15 protein-coding genes are annotated in these 15,692 nt (G+C 47.1%); 6 read left to right on the top strand and 9 right to left on the bottom strand.

Annotated elements, in window-relative coordinates:
* Nucleotides 1-52 precede the first annotated feature (52 nt).
* From hemE to trxA, 5 genes are all read right to left on the bottom strand, one after another.
* Nucleotides 53-1,120 carry a uroporphyrinogen decarboxylase gene (gene hemE, locus BM293_RS05935; RefSeq protein WP_093447541.1) on the bottom strand — a complete coding sequence of 356 codons (1,068 nt, stop codon included), beginning with the start codon at nucleotides 1,118-1,120 and terminating at the stop codon, nucleotides 53-55.
* Between the two features lie 57 nt (nucleotides 1,121-1,177).
* Nucleotides 1,178-1,996, bottom strand: coding sequence for a thermonuclease family protein (locus tag BM293_RS05930; RefSeq protein ID WP_093447539.1), 819 nt, complete (start codon nucleotides 1,994-1,996; stop codon nucleotides 1,178-1,180).
* A 127-nt stretch (nucleotides 1,997-2,123) separates the two neighbouring features.
* Nucleotides 2,124-2,375, bottom strand: coding sequence for a type B 50S ribosomal protein L31 (locus BM293_RS05925; RefSeq protein ID WP_006460144.1), 252 nt, complete (start codon nucleotides 2,373-2,375; stop codon nucleotides 2,124-2,126).
* Between the two features lie 88 nt (nucleotides 2,376-2,463).
* On the bottom strand, nucleotides 2,464-3,720 hold the full coding sequence (gene rho, locus BM293_RS05920) for a transcription termination factor Rho (protein ID WP_093447537.1): 1,257 nt from the start codon (nucleotides 3,718-3,720) through the stop codon (nucleotides 2,464-2,466).
* Between the two features lie 111 nt (nucleotides 3,721-3,831).
* Complete coding sequence (gene trxA, locus BM293_RS05915; RefSeq protein ID WP_093447536.1) at nucleotides 3,832-4,158, bottom strand: thioredoxin TrxA; 327 nt, start codon at nucleotides 4,156-4,158, stop codon at nucleotides 3,832-3,834.
* Nucleotides 4,159-4,458: 300 nt separating this feature from the next.
* Between trxA and uvrD the strand changes: the two genes are divergently transcribed.
* The 4 genes from uvrD (at nucleotide 4,459) to BM293_RS05895 (ending at nucleotide 10,567) form a co-directional block, all read left to right on the top strand.
* Complete coding sequence (gene uvrD / locus BM293_RS05910; protein WP_093447534.1) at nucleotides 4,459-6,642, top strand: DNA helicase II; 2,184 nt, start codon at nucleotides 4,459-4,461, stop codon at nucleotides 6,640-6,642.
* Nucleotides 6,643-6,722: 80 nt separating this feature from the next.
* Nucleotides 6,723-7,517, top strand: coding sequence for an HAD-IIB family hydrolase (locus BM293_RS05905; RefSeq protein ID WP_093447533.1), 795 nt, complete (start codon nucleotides 6,723-6,725; stop codon nucleotides 7,515-7,517).
* Nucleotides 7,514-8,725 carry a glycosyltransferase family protein gene (locus BM293_RS05900; protein WP_093447531.1) on the top strand — a complete coding sequence of 404 codons (1,212 nt, stop codon included), beginning with the start codon at nucleotides 7,514-7,516 and terminating at the stop codon, nucleotides 8,723-8,725. Before BM293_RS05905 ends, BM293_RS05900 begins: the two co-directional genes overlap by 4 nt.
* A 15-nt stretch (nucleotides 8,726-8,740) precedes the next feature.
* On the top strand, nucleotides 8,741-10,567 hold the full coding sequence (locus BM293_RS05895) for a sugar phosphorylase (RefSeq protein ID WP_093447529.1): 1,827 nt from the start codon (nucleotides 8,741-8,743) through the stop codon (nucleotides 10,565-10,567).
* A gap of 6 nt (nucleotides 10,568-10,573) precedes the next feature.
* On the opposite strand, the gene BM293_RS05890 is transcribed toward BM293_RS05895, so the two are convergent.
* Both BM293_RS05890 and BM293_RS05885 read right to left on the bottom strand, forming a co-directional pair.
* Nucleotides 10,574-11,734 (bottom strand): glycerate kinase, encoded by a 1,161-nt coding sequence (locus BM293_RS05890; RefSeq protein ID WP_093447528.1) that lies wholly within the window; start codon nucleotides 11,732-11,734, stop codon nucleotides 10,574-10,576.
* A gap of 53 nt (nucleotides 11,735-11,787) precedes the next feature.
* Nucleotides 11,788-12,474 (bottom strand): ComF family protein, encoded by a 687-nt coding sequence (locus tag BM293_RS05885; RefSeq protein ID WP_093447526.1) that lies wholly within the window; start codon nucleotides 12,472-12,474, stop codon nucleotides 11,788-11,790.
* 57 nt (nucleotides 12,475-12,531) lie between these two features.
* Here BM293_RS05885 and bioB point away from each other — a divergent pair, with 57 nt between their 5' ends.
* Both bioB and bioF read left to right on the top strand, forming a co-directional pair.
* Nucleotides 12,532-13,539: a biotin synthase BioB gene (gene bioB / locus BM293_RS05880; RefSeq protein WP_093447525.1), complete on the top strand. Its 1,008-nt coding sequence runs from the start codon at nucleotides 12,532-12,534 to the stop codon at nucleotides 13,537-13,539.
* Between the two features lie 11 nt (nucleotides 13,540-13,550).
* A complete protein-coding gene (bioF, locus tag BM293_RS05875; RefSeq protein ID WP_093447523.1) occupies nucleotides 13,551-14,708 on the top strand; it encodes an 8-amino-7-oxononanoate synthase in 1,158 nt (385 codons plus the stop codon).
* On the opposite strand, the gene BM293_RS05870 is transcribed toward bioF, so the two are convergent.
* Together BM293_RS05870 and BM293_RS05865 are read right to left on the bottom strand one after the other, a co-directional pair.
* The gene (locus BM293_RS05870; protein ID WP_093447522.1) at nucleotides 14,695-15,189 is read right to left on the bottom strand and encodes a DsrE family protein; all 495 of its coding nucleotides are present in this window, start codon (nucleotides 15,187-15,189) and stop codon (nucleotides 14,695-14,697) included. The genes bioF and BM293_RS05870 overlap by 14 nt on opposite strands.
* Nucleotides 15,190-15,292: 103 nt before the next feature.
* Nucleotides 15,293-15,502 carry a cold-shock protein gene (locus tag BM293_RS05865; RefSeq protein ID WP_006460156.1) on the bottom strand — a complete coding sequence of 70 codons (210 nt, stop codon included), beginning with the start codon at nucleotides 15,500-15,502 and terminating at the stop codon, nucleotides 15,293-15,295.
* Nucleotides 15,503-15,692: the final 190 nt, after the last annotated feature.

Below are 15,692 nucleotides of genomic sequence, written 5' to 3'. Positions count from 1 at the left end.
TCAGCCAGGCCTGCGAGCTGCAGGCCTGCTAATAGCCTAGGTATTAATTAAGTTAAGCCTGATGATAGGCTGGGCTTAATGACACCACGGCTTCAATGAAGGCACGGGCATGTTCTGGATCCACTTCGGGATGAATGCCGTGACCCAAGTTAAACACGTGACCCGAGCCATGACCATACTGTGACAAGATGCTGGCGACTTCTTCGCGAATGCGCGCAGGTGAAGCATAGAGCATGCTTGGATCCATATTACCTTGCAGGGCAATGCGATCTCCCACACGGCGACGCGCATCGTGAATATCGGTCGTCCAATCTAAGCCTAATGCATCCGCACCAGTATCGGCTAAGGCTTCAAGCCATTGACCGCCACCTTTGGTAAATAGAATCACTGGAATTTTTTCGCCATTATGTTCACGCTTTAAGCCAGCAACAATTTTAGCCATATAGTTGAGCGAGAATTCTTTGTAATCGCGTGGTGTTAACACACCGCCCCAAGTGTCAAATACTTGCACGGCTTGCGCACCAGCCTCAATTTGGGCATTTAAGTAAGCAATCACCGAGTCAGCCAATACGTCCAAAATATGGTGTAGGGTCGCTGGTTGATCGTACATCATGGCTTTGACTTTAGAGAAGGTTTTGCTAGAGCCGCCTTCAACCATATAGGTAGCCAGTGTCCAAGGGCTGCCAGAAAAACCAATTAACGGCACACGGCCATTAAGCGCTTTGCGAATGGTGCTGACGGCATTCATCACATAACCTAAATCTGAGCCCATATCTGGCACAAATAATTTCTTCGCATCGGCCATGCTACGCACGGGCTTGTCAAAAATCGGGCCTTCACCTTGTGCAAACCGAAGTTCTAGCCCCATTGCATCGGGGATCGTAAGAATGTCGGAAAAAAGAATAGCCGCATCGAGAGGGAAGCGCTCTAAAGGTTGCAGGGTCACTTCGCAAGCTAGTTCTGCGTTGCGGCATAGATCCATAAACGATCCAGCTTCTGCGCGAGTAGCACGATATTCTGGTAGGTAGCGACCTGCTTGGCGCATCATCCATACCGGGGTCTGATCTACCGGTTGACGGAGTAGCGCGCGAAGAAAACGATCATTTTGCAATCCGGACATGGGGGAGGCCTTTATAAAAATTCAAAAGCGACATTTTAGCCTTAATTGCCGCTGGTGTCACGGTAAGACTGTTTCATGGGTGTTGAGCCGATTAATCATATTGGGGTGCTCTACCGTCATAAACAAGCCGCCCTGAAAAGCAAAACCGTTACCTCGTACCTCAATCATTTGTCCCTCAAGTGCTTTGATGTCGTCCCAATTAAAATTTGACCAGGCGTCGCGCGGAATTCGAATACCTGTTGTGTCCAAGTTGATCTGCCATGGGCGACGCCATCGCCGGGTTACACTGACCACTTCGCCACGTATTATTCGAAAGCCATTATCCATATCGCTTAGTTGGTTGCTTTGGGCAAGCGGAAACTTTAATTCGGGTGAATTTTGATGTAATGCCCAAAGCCCTCTTTCAGCAGTGCGCGCTTGGCGTTCTTGGTTAAATAAGCAGGCCTGGTAACGAAGGTTTGGAGGTTGTGCCACGGCTAACGCCATGCCTTCAGCTGCCATAATGCCTGCTAGCAGCTGTCCATTGGGTAAAAATACATGGGCTTGCATACGTCCAAAGGCATCTTGTACTTGTTGATCAAAAACAATACCGACTTCTAGGTTATGAAGGGCAAGAAAGTGATTCAGGGTACGTTGTGCTTGCTGAGAGAGGGGTTGTGGTGGGTCGGTACGATGGTTGGGGTTGCCCATGGCGGGTGCTTGAATGCCAATCAAACTTATTTGGCGATTGTTGACCAATAGCATGTCGCCAGATAGGGCGATTTGTGCTTGAGTCCAAGTGATTTCATCATTTGGGTTGAGCTGGCATAGTTCAGCACGAGCCAGGCTGCTCAAGGCGATACAATAGGCAAAAATGATTGCAGTAACGATTTTCATAGTGTCATTTTAGGGGTATCTAGTTAATTAAAACAAGATAGCACGTCTAAAAGAAAACACAGTATAAAAATAAAAAAACCGGCAGGCTGATGCACAGCACGGCCGGTTTTTTGAGATAAAGATTCGCTTAGCGGCGAAGTGAACCGTATTTTTGACGGAACTTCTCAACGCGACCTTCGGTATCAACCAAGGTTTGTTTGCCAGTGTAGAAAGGGTGCGAAGCACTTGAAACTTCTACACGCACTAAAGGGTAATCTTTACCGTCTAGGGTGATGGTATCACCAGAAGTTTTGATGGTTGAACGTGTTTTAAACGTTTCACCGGTTGAAATGTCTTGGAAGACCACTTCGTTGTATTCTGGATGAATGTCTGCTTTCATAGTGACGGTCCAAATTAAAATGTGGATAAAAATTTCGAAGGCGTGATTTTAACAGAAAGTTTTGTTATTTCAAGCCTTCGAATGCTTTTTAGCGTTTCATGGATGTAAATAGTTGCGCATTGGTTTTACTGACCTTCATTTGATCAATCAAAGTTTCAATGGCTTCAACTTCATTCATGGTGTGTAAGAAGCGACGCAAAATCCAAATGTTTTGCAGCTCTTCGGGGGTGGTAAGCAATTCTTCTTTGCGAGTACCTGATTTAGTCAAGTTGATCGCAGGGAAGGTGCGTTTTTCGGCGATAGTGCGCGAAAGGTGTAGCTCCATGTTACCGGTACCTTTGAACTCTTCAAAGATAACTTCGTCCATTTTAGAGCCAGTATCGACTAAAGCGGTGGCAATAATGGTCAAAGACCCGCCTTCTTCAATATTACGTGCGGCACCAAAAAAACGCTTAGGACGGTGTAGCGCATTGGCATCGACACCCCCGGTGAGGATTTTTCCTGACGCAGGCACGACGGTGTTGTAAGCACGAGCCAGACGGGTAATGGAGTCGAGCAGAATGACCACGTCCGTTTTGTGTTCAACCAGGCGTTTGGCTTTTTCGATAACCATTTCAGCAACTTGAACATGACGGGTTGCCGGCTCGTCAAAGGTGGAGGCAATCACTTCACCTTTAACGGTGCGTTGCATTTCGGTTACTTCTTCAGGACGTTCATCAATAAGTAAAACGATTAAGTAGCATTCTGGGTAGTTTTCGGCAATCGATTGAGCCATGCTTTGCAGAATGACAGTTTTACCTGACTTGGGAGGGGCAACAATCAAACCACGCTGTCCTTTACCAATCGGTGATGCTAAATCGATGATACGCGGTGTAATATCTTCGGTGCTGCCATTGCCAATTTCCATGTTGAGACGGTTTTCAGCGTGGAGCGGGGTTAAGTTTTCGAAAGCGATTTTTTTGCGGGCAACTTCAGGGTCTTCAAAATTGATCTTGTCCACTTTTAAAAGTGCAAAATAGCGTTCGCTATCTTTTGGCGGACGAATTTTACCCTGTACGGTATCACCGGTTCGCAAGCCAAAGCGGCGAATTTGAGAAGGCGACACATAAAGGTCATCTGGACCGGCGAGGTAGGAACCGTCACCCGAGCGCAAGAAGCCAAATCCGTCGGGTAAAATTTCTAGCACGCCTTCACCAAAAATGTCTTCACCCTTTTGGGCATGACCTTTCAAAATGGCAAAAATGATGTCTTGTTTGCGTTGACGAGCAAGGTTATCCAGCCCCATCTCGTTTGCCATATCAAGTAACGATGCGGCGGATAGCTTTTTTAGATCTGTTAGATTCATAATCAGTTGATATCACATGTAAGTGTTGAATTGAAGTGAGTAATAAGGCGGTTGTTTCTGTTTAGGAATTGAGAAAGGAGGAAGGGCCTTTTGGGCCCAATACTGTCTAACTTATAGGTTATTGTCTAAGAAGGTGCATAGTTGTGACTTAGATAGTGCGCCTACTTGCGTCGCATCCACTTCACCATTCTTAAATAACATTAAGGTTGGAATGCCACGCACGCCATATTGTGGTGGGGTAGATGGGTTTTCATCAATATTCAGTTTAACAACTTTAACTTTACCAGCGTAGTCTGCTGCAATTTCTTCAAGGATAGGGGTGATCATCTTGCAAGGGCCGCACCATTCTGCCCAAAAATCTACAAGCACAGGTAAACTTGAACTTAGTACTTCCGCTTCAAAATTGGCATCTGAGGTTACAAAAATTTTGTCACTCATAAGGTAACTCCTTATTATTATTTTATTAGGGTACGACAACCCTAAATAATTTCGTTTTAGGGAAAAGAGGCGTTCGTACGGAATATCGCAGATTGCTCGTGGTTAAAAACCATTCCACCAATATGGAATTTTGAACAGGGGATCTGGTTAGTTTGAAACTAATACTAGTTATTATTACACCATTGATTTAAGTCATGCAAGCAATTTTACGAAAAAATGTAAATTGCGGAGTTTTTTTCACTTTTAGTTCAATTTCGCCTAGCATAGTAGCCATTTTAGTCGGTTGAGTAGAGACGTGTTATGGATGTCAGTTACATTTTAGATGGCTTGAATGATGCACAGCGTCAGGCGGTTACCCTAGAGTCGGGTCATGGTTTAGTTTTAGCCGGCGCAGGTTCGGGTAAAACGCGCGTATTGGTACATCGGATCGCTTGGTTGGTCGAAGTGATGGGCGTGAGTCCCTATAATGTGTTGGCGGTCACTTTTACAAATAAAGCGGCGCGTGAGATGCGTGGACGGATGGAAGCGTTGATGGGGCCCGCTGCTAAAAGTGTCACGATGGGGACCTTTCACGGCATCGCTTATCAATTATTGCGTCAACATTACCAAGCAGCAGGCCTGCCGCAAGCCTTTCAGATTTTAGACAGTGATGATCAAAAGCGCCTGGTCAAACGGCTTTTAAAAGCAATGAATCTTGATGAAACGCAATGGCCGGTTAAGCAGGTGGTGGGCTTTATTAATGGTGAAAAAGAAGAAGGTCGTCGATCCAAGCACGTTGATGTTGGACACAATCCGTATTTAAAAACCTTGGTTGCCGTTTATCAAGCCTATGAGCAACAGTGTCAGCAAGCAGGCCTAGTTGATTTCGCCGAGCTGTTACTTCGCGCGCATGAGTTGTGGTTACGTGCCCCTGAGGTGCTCGCGTTTTATCAACAGCGCTATCAACATATTCTGGTGGATGAATTTCAGGATACAAATAGTTTGCAATATGCTTGGTTGCGCGTGTTGGCTGGCGGGCGAGGGCGATTATTTGTGGTTGGAGACGATGATCAATCCATTTATGGTTGGCGGGGGGCCAAGGTCGAAAATATACGGTTGTTTGAACAGCAATTTGCCGATGTGACGTTGGTTAGATTGGAGCAGAACTATCGCTCGACCAATCGTATTTTGCAGGCTGCCAATCAGCTTATTGCCCATAATACCGAACGGCTGGGTAAAAACCTTTGGAGTGATGGCGAGCCCGGTGAGCCGATTTTGATTTATGAAGCCTTTAATGACTTGGATGAGTGCCAATATGTGCTTGAGCAAATCCAGGCCTGGTTGCGAGAAGGTGGCGCGCGCGAAGAAGTTGCCATTTTATATCGCTCTAATGCGCAGTCACGAGTGTTTGAGCAGGGTTTATTACAGGCCGAGATGCCTTATCGCATTTATGGCGGGTTGCGTTTTTATGATCGTGCTGAGATTAAAGATGTGTTGGCCTATTTGCGATTGGTGATGAATTCGGCTGACGATGCGGCGTTTGAGCGTGTCTATAATTTACCGACTCGTGGATTAGGGGATAAGACCATGCAGCAGGTGCGTGATATTGCGCGAGACCAGGCCTGCTCAATGTGGGCGGCTAGTGAATGGTTGTTGGATCATGGCGGCTTAACGGCACGAGCCAAAGGCGCTTTACGAGGCTTTTTAAATTTAATTACCGAATTGGCGAGTTTGCAACCGAGTTTGGCGCTGGCGGATTTTGTTTTGCAGGTGATGCAGGATTCTGGTTTGCAGGCGCATTTTGAAAAAGATCGTTCCGAGCAAGGTCAGTCACGATTAGAAAACTTGGATGAATTAGTCAACGCAGCGGCGAGTTTTGAAAAACGCCAAGACTTACAAGCTGATGGCGAATCTGATAATAGTTTGCTTAATTTCTTAGCTCAGGCTACGCTAGAAGCGGGTGATAATCAAGCCAGTGCAGGGGAATCGGCGATTCAGTTGATGACGCTCCATGCGGCCAAAGGATTGGAGTTTCCGTTGGTCTTTATGGTGGGGATGGAGGAAGGCTTGTTTCCATCCCAGTCTTCTCAAGATGATCCGGCGCGACTTGAAGAAGAGCGCCGCTTAGCCTATGTGGGGATTACGCGTGCTGAGCGCCGGTTATTTATGTGTGCGGCCCAGCGCCGACGTTTGCATGGCAATGAAATTTATAGCCAACCTTCGCGCTTTTTAAGGGAGTTACCCGATGACGCCGTGCAATGGGTGCGAATGAAATCAGCCGTGCAGTCCACGCGAAGCTGGGCGGCAGATGCCTCGACGGCAGCGAAGGCGCAACAGAATGATACGGGCTTGCGTTTAGGCCAAGCGGTATTCCATCAAAAGTTTGGACCGGGTGTGGTGATGGCGACTGAAGGCAGTGGCGATCATGCACGTATTCAGGTTTCCTTTAAACAGGCGGGGGTCAAGTGGTTGGTGATGGCTTATGCGAATTTGACCCCTGTTTAAGCGTTTACTCTGTCGATTTGGTGATCTCGAAAAAGTGTGGTTTAATAAAATTAACTTATTACTAAACGCGGGAGATCACCATGACGGACTGGTTGATCACGACGGATTTAGACGGTACGCTGCTCAATCATCACAGTTATGATGCCACGGGAATCCCCGAGATAATCGAGCGGCTGCAACATAATGCCATTCCTGTTATCCTCAATTCTTCTAAAACCCTGTCAGAGCTGACCGCTTGGCGTCATCAATTAAACTTATTGTCACCGGTGATTGCTGAAAATGGCGGGGTTATGGCAGGTGATCAGATAAATTTGTGTGGTAAGGCCGTGGTGGATTACCTGCCTATGTTGCATGCTTGGCGTGCCCAGCAACATGCGCCCTCATTTGCCGGATTTAGTGACTGGACAATAGACGAGGTTGTGGATGCAACTGGCTTGTCGTTAGCCGAAGCAGCTTTAGCAAAAGATCGACTGGTAACCGAGCCAATAAAATGGTTAGGGACTGATAGTCTATTTACGGAGTTTAAAAGCTATCTAGCGCAACTCGGTTTGCAGTGTGTGGCTGGCGGGCGTTTTTACCATGTTATGGGACGTCATTCTAAAGCGACCGCGCTTGCCGCATTGCGATTGGATGTAAGTGGTTGGTTGCCCAATTATCAATTTAAACAAGACTACCAAATATTAGCGCTGGGTGATGGTGACAATGACCGTGCCATGTTGATGGCCGCTGATGTCGCTGTAGTGATGCCCAAACCCGATGGTTCTTATCTCAAGCTTGCGACCAGGCCTGGTCAGCAAGTCATTTATAGTGCACTACCCGCACCAGCTGGCTGGATTCAATGTGTTGAGCAGCTACTTTTTAAGGAGACAGTATGAGTGATTTTTTCCAAAACGGCACGGTGACAACTTTTCATAACTTGACCGATCGATCCGTTGAAGAATTAGAGCAAGACTTAATGCAATATAGTCAGGCACGTCCAATGAGTCTAATACTGCCTTCGCTTTTTAGCGAGTTATCCGGTACAGCGTTAAGTGAAATTGTTGATCAATTATCGCAAGTGCCCTACTTAACAGAAATAGTTATTGGTCTTGATCGTGCGAATCAGCAGGAGTTTGAGTATGCTAAGCGGTTTTTCTCGCGTTTACCTCAACCGCATAAAATCCTATGGAATGATGGTCCCAATATTCAGGCGGCGATGCAGCCGTTGATTGATTTAGGTTTGGCGCCGCAAGAGCCTGGAAAAGGTAAAAATGTGTGGGGTTGTTTTGGGTATGTGTTGGCTTCTCAGCGTGCGCAGGTTGTTGCGCTGCATGACTGTGACATATTAACCTACGATCGCAGTATGTTAGCGCGCTTGTTTTATCCGGTGGCGCATCCGACGTTTAATTTTGTTTTTTCAAAAGGCTATTATGCTCGTCATGCCGACGGCAAGCTCAATGGGCGGGTCGCGCGTCTATTGGTCACGCCGTTATTGCGTGCACTTGAAACCGTGCTTGGGCCGGATGACTTATTGGCCTATTTAGATTCGTTTCGTTATCCTCTAGCAGGCGAATTTGCCTTGGAGGTCAATGCACTCCGTGATGTGCGCATCCCCAGTGATTGGGGTTTGGAGATTGGCATTCTAGCCGAAATTCGCCGTAACTTTTCCAACCGCCGCGTGTGTCAGGTAGAGGTATCAGATCGTTATGATCATAAGCATCAGCAGGTATCCTTTGATGATGCCAACGCTGGCTTGTCGCGGATGAGTCAGGATATAGCTAAATCTTTGTATCGCAAATTAGCAACCAGTGGTCATCAATTTTCGCGGGCAACACTGCGTTCGGTGCGTGCTGTTTATTATCGTACTGCGCTTGATCAGCTCGAATCCTATGCGTTTGATGCCGAAATGAATGGCTTAAGCTTGGATCGACATGAAGAAGAGCGGGTTGTTGAGTTGTTTGCCGACAATATCATTAGTGCAGGTGACGATTTTATTAACATGGCCGATGACCAGCCGGTAGTACCCAATTGGAACCGCGTTATTAGCGCACGTCCTAGTATTTTACAAGAGTTACGTGAAGCGGTTGAACGTGATAATGCCTAGTTGCAGGAGTCTAAAATGTCTACAGCAGATTTAACCTTAACGCAGATATTAACGCGATTAGAGCGGTTATATTCTGCTGAGAAAGCGCAGGATTGTTATCAAAAACTCTGTGAGGCTATGACAGCGAGCAGGGACAAGCTAGCGCAAAAGCAGGGGCGTCATGCGCCTGCTGCCCCGACTCATTCTAGCATTTGGTCACAGGATGATGTAGTGCTGATTACCTATGGGGATAGTATCTATGATCATGATGCGGGTGTGCCTTTAAGTGTGCTAAATGAGTTTCTTGCACAACATGTGCAAGATGCCATTAGTCATGTGCATTTGTTGCCGTTTTTTCCTTACAGCTCGGATGATGGTTTTTCAGTGATTGATTATTTGCAAGTCGATCCCGATTTAGGGGATTGGCAGGATGTTGCGGCATTGCATCAGCACTATAAACTGATGTTTGATTATGTGCTGAATCATGTATCGCGAGAAAGTCTCTGGTTTACTGACTTTAAGGCAAATGTGGCGCCTTTTAATGAGTTTTTTATTGAGGTGGATCCCAAAACCGATGTGTCGATGGTGGTGCGGCCACGTAATACGCCATTGCTGGTGCCGGCTTACACCCATGCTGGGCGTAAATGGGTGTGGGCGACCTTTAGTGCTGATCAAATTGATTTGAATTTTGCCAACCCGGCGGTGTTGCTTAAAATGCTAGAGGTATTGTTGTTTTATATTGAGCAGGGTGCCGAGATTGTCCGTTTAGATGCGGTGGCGTTTTTATGGAAAATATTGGGTACGCCGTCTATTCATTTACCGCAAACCCATGAAGTGGTGAAGTTGATTCGTGATGTAATGGCTTGGGTGAGTCCAAACAGTTTGGTGTTGACTGAAACCAATGTGCCGCATCAAGAAAATGTGTCTTATTTTGGCGAGGGGGATGAGGCGCATTTAGTCTATCAATTTAGCCTTGCTCCACTGGTGTTGCATGCGCTCTATCGTGGCGATGGTCAATATTTGACCGCTTGGGCGCAAGATTTAGCCGCTCCACCACCAGGGTGTAATTATTTGAATTTTACGGCTTCGCATGATGGCATAGGCTTGCGTCCAGTTGAGGGCTTATTGCCGGATCGAGAAATTGAAGATTTGATTGCTGGGATGCATCGTCAAGGCGGCTATGTGTCGATGCGCAGCCGCCCAGATGGCTCACAGTCGCCTTATGAGATTAATATCTCGTTGTTCAGCGCCTTTCGAGAAACTTGTCATGGTTTGGGGCCAGATCAATGGCAGGTTGATCGTTTTATATGTTCGCAATTAATCATGCTGAGTCTGCAAGGGATTCCTGCGCTTTATATTCACAGTTTGTTAGCAACCGTTAATGACCAAGAGGGGGTAGAAAGAACCGGTCGAACTCGATCGATTAACCGGCGCAAATGGGCCAAGCCCTATCTAGAGGCACTTTTGGCCAGAGAGCATTCGCCAAATGCAAAGGTGTTAAAGCGCTTGGTGGCGGTGTTAAAACGACGCAAAAAACATCGCGCCTTTCATCCAGATACCAACCAGCAGGTGTTAAACCTTGGCCCGGCGTTTTTTGCACTTTGGCGCGGGTTGGGTGAGCTTAAATTTCCGTTGCTGGCGGTGTTTAATTTAACCAATGATTTTCAGACCTTTGATTTAGCGGCCTGTTTGCTGTCTACCGAGGGTTTTGAGTCTCAGGATCAGCACTGGGTAAACTTATTAGATCAACAAGTTTATGACCAGGATGATACAACAATCATGTTGGCACCTTATCAGGTGTTATGGTTGATGCCAGGGCAGCTTGAGGATGTCAACCCGCTATGGGCGATGCATACGGATTAGCAGCCTTCAGCGGCCTGCTGGGGTATAAAATAGCTTAAGTGTTGAGTAGAGCCGATCTGCAAGCCAAGTAGGCGCCTGTTGCATGGCGCTGGCTTCATTAACCAGGCCTGGTATTAGGCTAAACACACCGATAAACTCGTCTAATTCTTGGGGTGGCACAGCCAGTTGGCCGCAAAGGGCTAGGGTGGGTACCTGGTACTGCTTGGCCAGTTGCGCCACACGAATCGGTAGCTTGCCATGACGTGTTTGCGCGTCTAATTTCCCTTCACCGGTAATCACTAAGTCAATCGGTTGGTTGTATTGATTGGGTTGGTTGGGTTGCTCAAAAATCTGCTGCAATTGACTGGCTTGGGCTAACAAATCAAAGCCGTTTGCAGTTTGTGCGCCTAGTACACCGATAAAGCCTCCGGCCATGCCGCCTGCTGCGCCGGCACCAGGCCTGGTCAGTATCTCGCGACTAAATTGTTGCTGTATAACGTCAGCCAAACGGGTTAAACCTTGCTCTAGGATTTCTAAGTGGGTGGTTTGCAATCCTTTTTGTGGCCCGTAAATAGCCGTTGCTCCACTGGGTCCGGTGAGGGGGTTGGTCACGTCACAAGCGAGTTGCCAGTTAATTGCTTGCAATGAGGCAGGGATATCGCCAATCGCTTCCAGCTGATTTAAGCCAGCTCCACCGAGTGGAATGGCCTGGCCTTGTTGGTTTAAAAACTCAATACCTAATGCCTGCATGGCACCCACGCCACCATCGTTGGTGGCGCTGCCGCCTAAGCCTAAGATAATCGTTTTGGCACCCCGTTCGAGCGCGGCTTTAATCACCAGGCCTGTACCAAAACTACTGGTAAGCATCGGGTTGCGTTCTGCTGGTGTGAGCAAAGGCAGGCCAGAGGCTTGTGCCATTTCTACAATCGCGGTTCGGGTGCTGGCTTGCCAAGCATACTGCGCTGTGATGGCGCGACCCAATGGGTCTAGGCTATCGATCTCGATGGCTTGCGCTAAGCCGGCGTAACAAAAGGCGTCAATAAAACCTTCGCCGCCATCTGACAATGGTCGGGTAATCACCTCAATGTGAGGCCAGTGTTGTTGAATCACTTCCTCACTAATTCGGCAAAATTCAACGGCTGATAATGAGCCTTTAAAACTATCTGGCGCAATAAGGATACGAGGCATTGGCAACTCCCTAGTCATCGTTCAAACCATACTAGCATAGCTAAGTGAATGATTTAACGTGTTTTGGCCAGTGCCCAGGCATGGATTTCAAGGGTTGGGTGCGCGGCTTTAAGCGACTGCGCGGCGGCTTGTAAGGTTGCGCCGGTAGTAATGACATCATCAATGAGGGCTACACGGTGTAATTTTAGCAGGCCTGCTTCAACCTTTGGGTTAATGGCAAAGGCGTGGCTGAGATTATGCTGACGCTGCGTGCGACCGAGTCGTGTTTGGCTCGTAGTGGCTTGGGGGCGAATGAGCCCCTGATAAATCGGGATGCCGAGGTCCTTGCTTAAAATGCGCGCGATTTCATAGGCTTGATTATAGCCTCGTTGTGCAAGACGGCTGGGATGCAGGGGAATGGGTACCAGTGCATCGACTGGATTGAGCTGAAGTTGTTGTTGGATTAGGGTGGCAAATAGTCGACTTAAATGCAGCTGTTGGTGATATTTAAATTGATGGACCAGCTGGCGCAGTTCGCCTCTAAAAGCAAAGGCAATATGGGTTTGCTCGATTAAGCGAGGTGATGCCTGCTGACAGCTTCGACAAATTTTACCTTGCGGGCTGTGAGTCCCACAGCAAGGGCAGGCATCGCCATAACGTTGCCACTGTTGCACAAATTTGGGGTCTAGATCTAGGTGGTCTGTAGGGGCGCTTGTGACTACGCAGCAAGGTGGGAATAACCATTTCTCTAACCAATGCATCGGCATCTCCAGTTGCTTGGGCTATAATAAGGCTTTATTTTTTGTGCAGGTGTCGCAATGCAGCAAGTTGATACGCTCCGTCATGATTGGTCTGTCGCAGAGATTCGTGCCATTATGGCGCAACCTTTTCATGATTTAATGTTCCAGGCTCACGGCATTCATCGTACGTATTTTAACCCAGCCGAGGTGCAGGTAAGTACGTTGGTGAATATTAAATCCGGCGGATGTGCCGAAGACTGTGCTTACTGTTCGCAAAGCGCGCGTTATGACACCGGTTTAGAAAAGCAAAAAATGCTGGCGGTGCAAGAGGTTTTAGATAAAGCCATGCAGGCGAAAGCCCAAGGCGCTACGCGTTTGTGTATGGGTGCGGCCTGGAGGAATCCCAATAAAAAAGATTTTCCTGTGGTGCTTGAAATGGTGAAGGTCGTGCGAGATCTAGGCATGGAAACCTGTATGACCTTGGGTATGCTTGATGATGAGCAGGTTCAGCAGCTTAAGGAAGCCGGTTTGGATTATTACAACCATAATTTGGATACCTCTGAAGCCTATTACCCACAAGTGATTACTACGCGCTCGTTTCAGGATCGTTTAGATACGATTGATAAGGTGCGTGACGCAGGGATTAATGTTTGTTCTGGCGGGATTATTGGCATGGGTGAGGCGCAGCAAGATCGTGCCGAGTTATTAAAAACCTTTGCCAACATGAGTCATCACCCTGACTCGGTGCCGATTAATTTACTGGTGCCGATTGAGGGCACACCGCTCGCCGAGATGCGTGACAAAACGGATCCATTTGATTTTATTAGAGTGATTGCAACGGCTCGAATCTTGATGCCTAAGTCCTATGTGCGTTTGTCTGCGGGACGGATGTCGTTAAATGAGCAAGCCCAGGCCTGGTGCTTTTTTGCCGGTGCTAACTCCATTTTTTATGGTGATAAGTTGCTCACGACAGATAATCCCGAAGCGGACCATGATCATCAGTTGTTCAAAAAGTTGGGCATAAATGTCCATTTAACCGCGAAAGCTGAGCTTGCTGGTGACACTGTGGCGGCTCAGTCGGCTTAGTTGCGCCTGGGATGAAAGGCTCAATCAAGCAACGCTTTCAGTCACGTTTAGCTGAGCGTCAATCTCAAGCACTGTATCGCCAGCGTCCGCTGGTTTCATCACCCCAAGCGGTCACCATGACCATTAATGGCCAAGCCTATATTAATTTTTGTTCCAATGATTATTTAGGTTTGGCTAGTCATCCGAAGATTAAAGACGTGGTTTGCAAAGATCAGGCTGCAGGCTGGGGCTCAGGCGCTGCGCATCTGGTAACCGGTCATCATCATTATCATCATCAGCTTGAGCAGGCGTTAGCGAGCTGGTTGGGAACTGAGCGTGCCTTGTTATTCTCAACCGGTTATATGGCTAATTTAGCGGTGCAACAAACCTTGTTGCAGTCGGGTGATGTCATTATTGCGGATAAATTGAATCATGCCTCCCTAATTGATGGAGCATTAGCCTCATCAGCCGATTTTAAACGTTACCCGCATTTAGATTATGCGGCATTATCGCGTCGTCTTGCTGGCACGGAACAGCAATCACTGATTGTGACGGATAGCGTATTTAGCATGGATGGGGACTTAGCAGATATTGCGCACTTAACTCAGTTAGCTGATCAGCACCAGGCCTGGTTGCTGGTTGATGATGCGCATGCGATGGGTGTATTAGGCGCGCAAGGGCGTGGTAGTTTTAGTCATTTTGGCGTGACGCCCGCGGCAGATCATATTTTGATGGGTACGTTTGGTAAAGCGTTTGGGACCAGTGGGGCGTTTGTGGCCGGTAGTGAAGTTTTGATTGAGAGTTTAATTCAGTTTGCTAGACCCTTTATCTATACTACGGCGATGTCGCCCCTTAATGCCTTGGCAACCTTGACAGCACTAGAACTGGTGCAAGAAGGTGATCAGCTTAGAGCAAGGCTGAATGCGAATATTACCCAGCTCAGACAGGGGTTAAATGAGTTAAGGCTGCCCATGCTAGAATCAGCAAGTGCTATTCAGCCCGTGTTGTGTCGAGATGCCGCTCAGGCAGTGAGCTGGAGCGAGCAACTTAAAACAGCCGGATTCTGGGTGGCGGCAATTCGTCCACCTACGGTGGCGCAAGCACGCTTACGTATTACGCTCAGTGCTAGTCATCAGCCCGATCAAATTGCGGGCTTGATTGAAGGTTTTGCGCAGCTTACCAAGCAATAAACGCGAAGCCATTGGATTGTAATTCCATCAAAGCTGATGCCCCTACTTCAACATATTCCGCAAATGGGCGCATGTCTTCATGTTGCCAACCTATAGAATTCATCGTGTTGCCACAGGCAATCCAACGCACATTGTAGTCATTGGCAAAGCTTGCTACACGCTCATAGATCAGCGGATCCACTTCACGCTGGGGTTCTTTAGCTAAAACGTGAATGCCAGGACCAATCACCACGACAGCAATTTCGACATCATCATCGTACATTCTCAGCATGGCTTGAATAGAGTTTAGAATTGACGTTTGGTAATCATTATCAGCTTGGTTAAACATATAGACCACTTTATGCGTGGCGGGATCACCTGGAAAACGATCTTGTGAGGGGCCTTGGATTTCAGGTACGGGTTTAAGGTTTTGAGCTTGAGCGGGCATCACGAATCCAAGCGCAACAATGATTGGTAGAACAAGGCGGGTGAGTTTAGACATGGTATGCTCCTGATATTTTTATAATTTGTAGATATAAAAAAACCGTGCTGTTAAAAACGACACGGTTTCGATTGCATTAACACAAAGTTTAGTGCAATTGGATTTACAGTGCGGTAACGTTATCCGCTTGTAAACCTTTATCACTTTCAGTGATGTTGAACGTAACAGCTTGACCTTCAACTAAAGTTCTACGGCCACTACCATTGATTGCGCGGAAATGGACAAATACATCTGGACCATTTTCTTGTGCTAGGAAACCGAAACCTTTTTCATCGTTAAACCATTTAACGGTGCCTGTAACTAAATCTGACATAACTACCTCAAAATACATAAAAATCATCATCGAATTTGATGACGTAAGTTAATCCTACCATAGTATTTTTCTAAAAGAATACTTAGTTTTCAAAACTAGGGTCTTTTTTAGGTTTTTTTTGCTTAAAACTTGTTTTTTGCAAATTTAATGGCAAAGTTTGCTTAAATTATAATCACCATAATATTAAAAG

The organism is Thiomicrospira sp. ALE5 (assembly GCF_900112445.1).
Taxonomy (GTDB): Bacteria; Pseudomonadota; Gammaproteobacteria; order Thiomicrospirales; family Thiomicrospiraceae; genus Thiomicrospira.
This window is presented reverse-complemented; position numbering and strand designations above follow the sequence as displayed.

Excerpts from the sequence above, each read along its gene's own strand:
- hemE (WP_093447541.1), bottom strand. The coding sequence starts at position 1,120 with ATGTCCGGATTGCAAAATGATCGTTTTCTTCGCGCGCTACTCCGTCAA.
- BM293_RS05930 (WP_093447539.1), bottom strand. The coding sequence starts at position 1,996 with ATGAAAATCGTTACTGCAATCATTTTTGCCTATTGTATCGCCTTGAGC.
- BM293_RS05925 (WP_006460144.1), bottom strand. The coding sequence starts at position 2,375 with ATGAAAGCAGACATTCATCCAGAATACAACGAAGTGGTCTTCCAAGAC.
- rho (WP_093447537.1), bottom strand. The coding sequence starts at position 3,720 with ATGAATCTAACAGATCTAAAAAAGCTATCCGCCGCATCGTTACTTGAT.
- trxA (WP_093447536.1), bottom strand. The coding sequence starts at position 4,158 with ATGAGTGACAAAATTTTTGTAACCTCAGATGCCAATTTTGAAGCGGAA.
- uvrD (WP_093447534.1), top strand. The coding sequence starts at position 4,459 with ATGGATGTCAGTTACATTTTAGATGGCTTGAATGATGCACAGCGTCAG.
- BM293_RS05905 (WP_093447533.1), top strand. The coding sequence starts at position 6,723 with ATGACGGACTGGTTGATCACGACGGATTTAGACGGTACGCTGCTCAAT.
- BM293_RS05900 (WP_093447531.1), top strand. The coding sequence starts at position 7,514 with ATGAGTGATTTTTTCCAAAACGGCACGGTGACAACTTTTCATAACTTG.
- BM293_RS05895 (WP_093447529.1), top strand. The coding sequence starts at position 8,741 with ATGTCTACAGCAGATTTAACCTTAACGCAGATATTAACGCGATTAGAG.
- BM293_RS05890 (WP_093447528.1), bottom strand. The coding sequence starts at position 11,734 with ATGCCTCGTATCCTTATTGCGCCAGATAGTTTTAAAGGCTCATTATCA.
- BM293_RS05885 (WP_093447526.1), bottom strand. The coding sequence starts at position 12,474 with ATGCATTGGTTAGAGAAATGGTTATTCCCACCTTGCTGCGTAGTCACA.
- bioB (WP_093447525.1), top strand. The coding sequence starts at position 12,532 with ATGCAGCAAGTTGATACGCTCCGTCATGATTGGTCTGTCGCAGAGATT.
- bioF (WP_093447523.1), top strand. The coding sequence starts at position 13,551 with ATGAAAGGCTCAATCAAGCAACGCTTTCAGTCACGTTTAGCTGAGCGT.
- BM293_RS05870 (WP_093447522.1), bottom strand. The coding sequence starts at position 15,189 with ATGTCTAAACTCACCCGCCTTGTTCTACCAATCATTGTTGCGCTTGGA.
- BM293_RS05865 (WP_006460156.1), bottom strand. The coding sequence starts at position 15,502 with ATGTCAGATTTAGTTACAGGCACCGTTAAATGGTTTAACGATGAAAAA.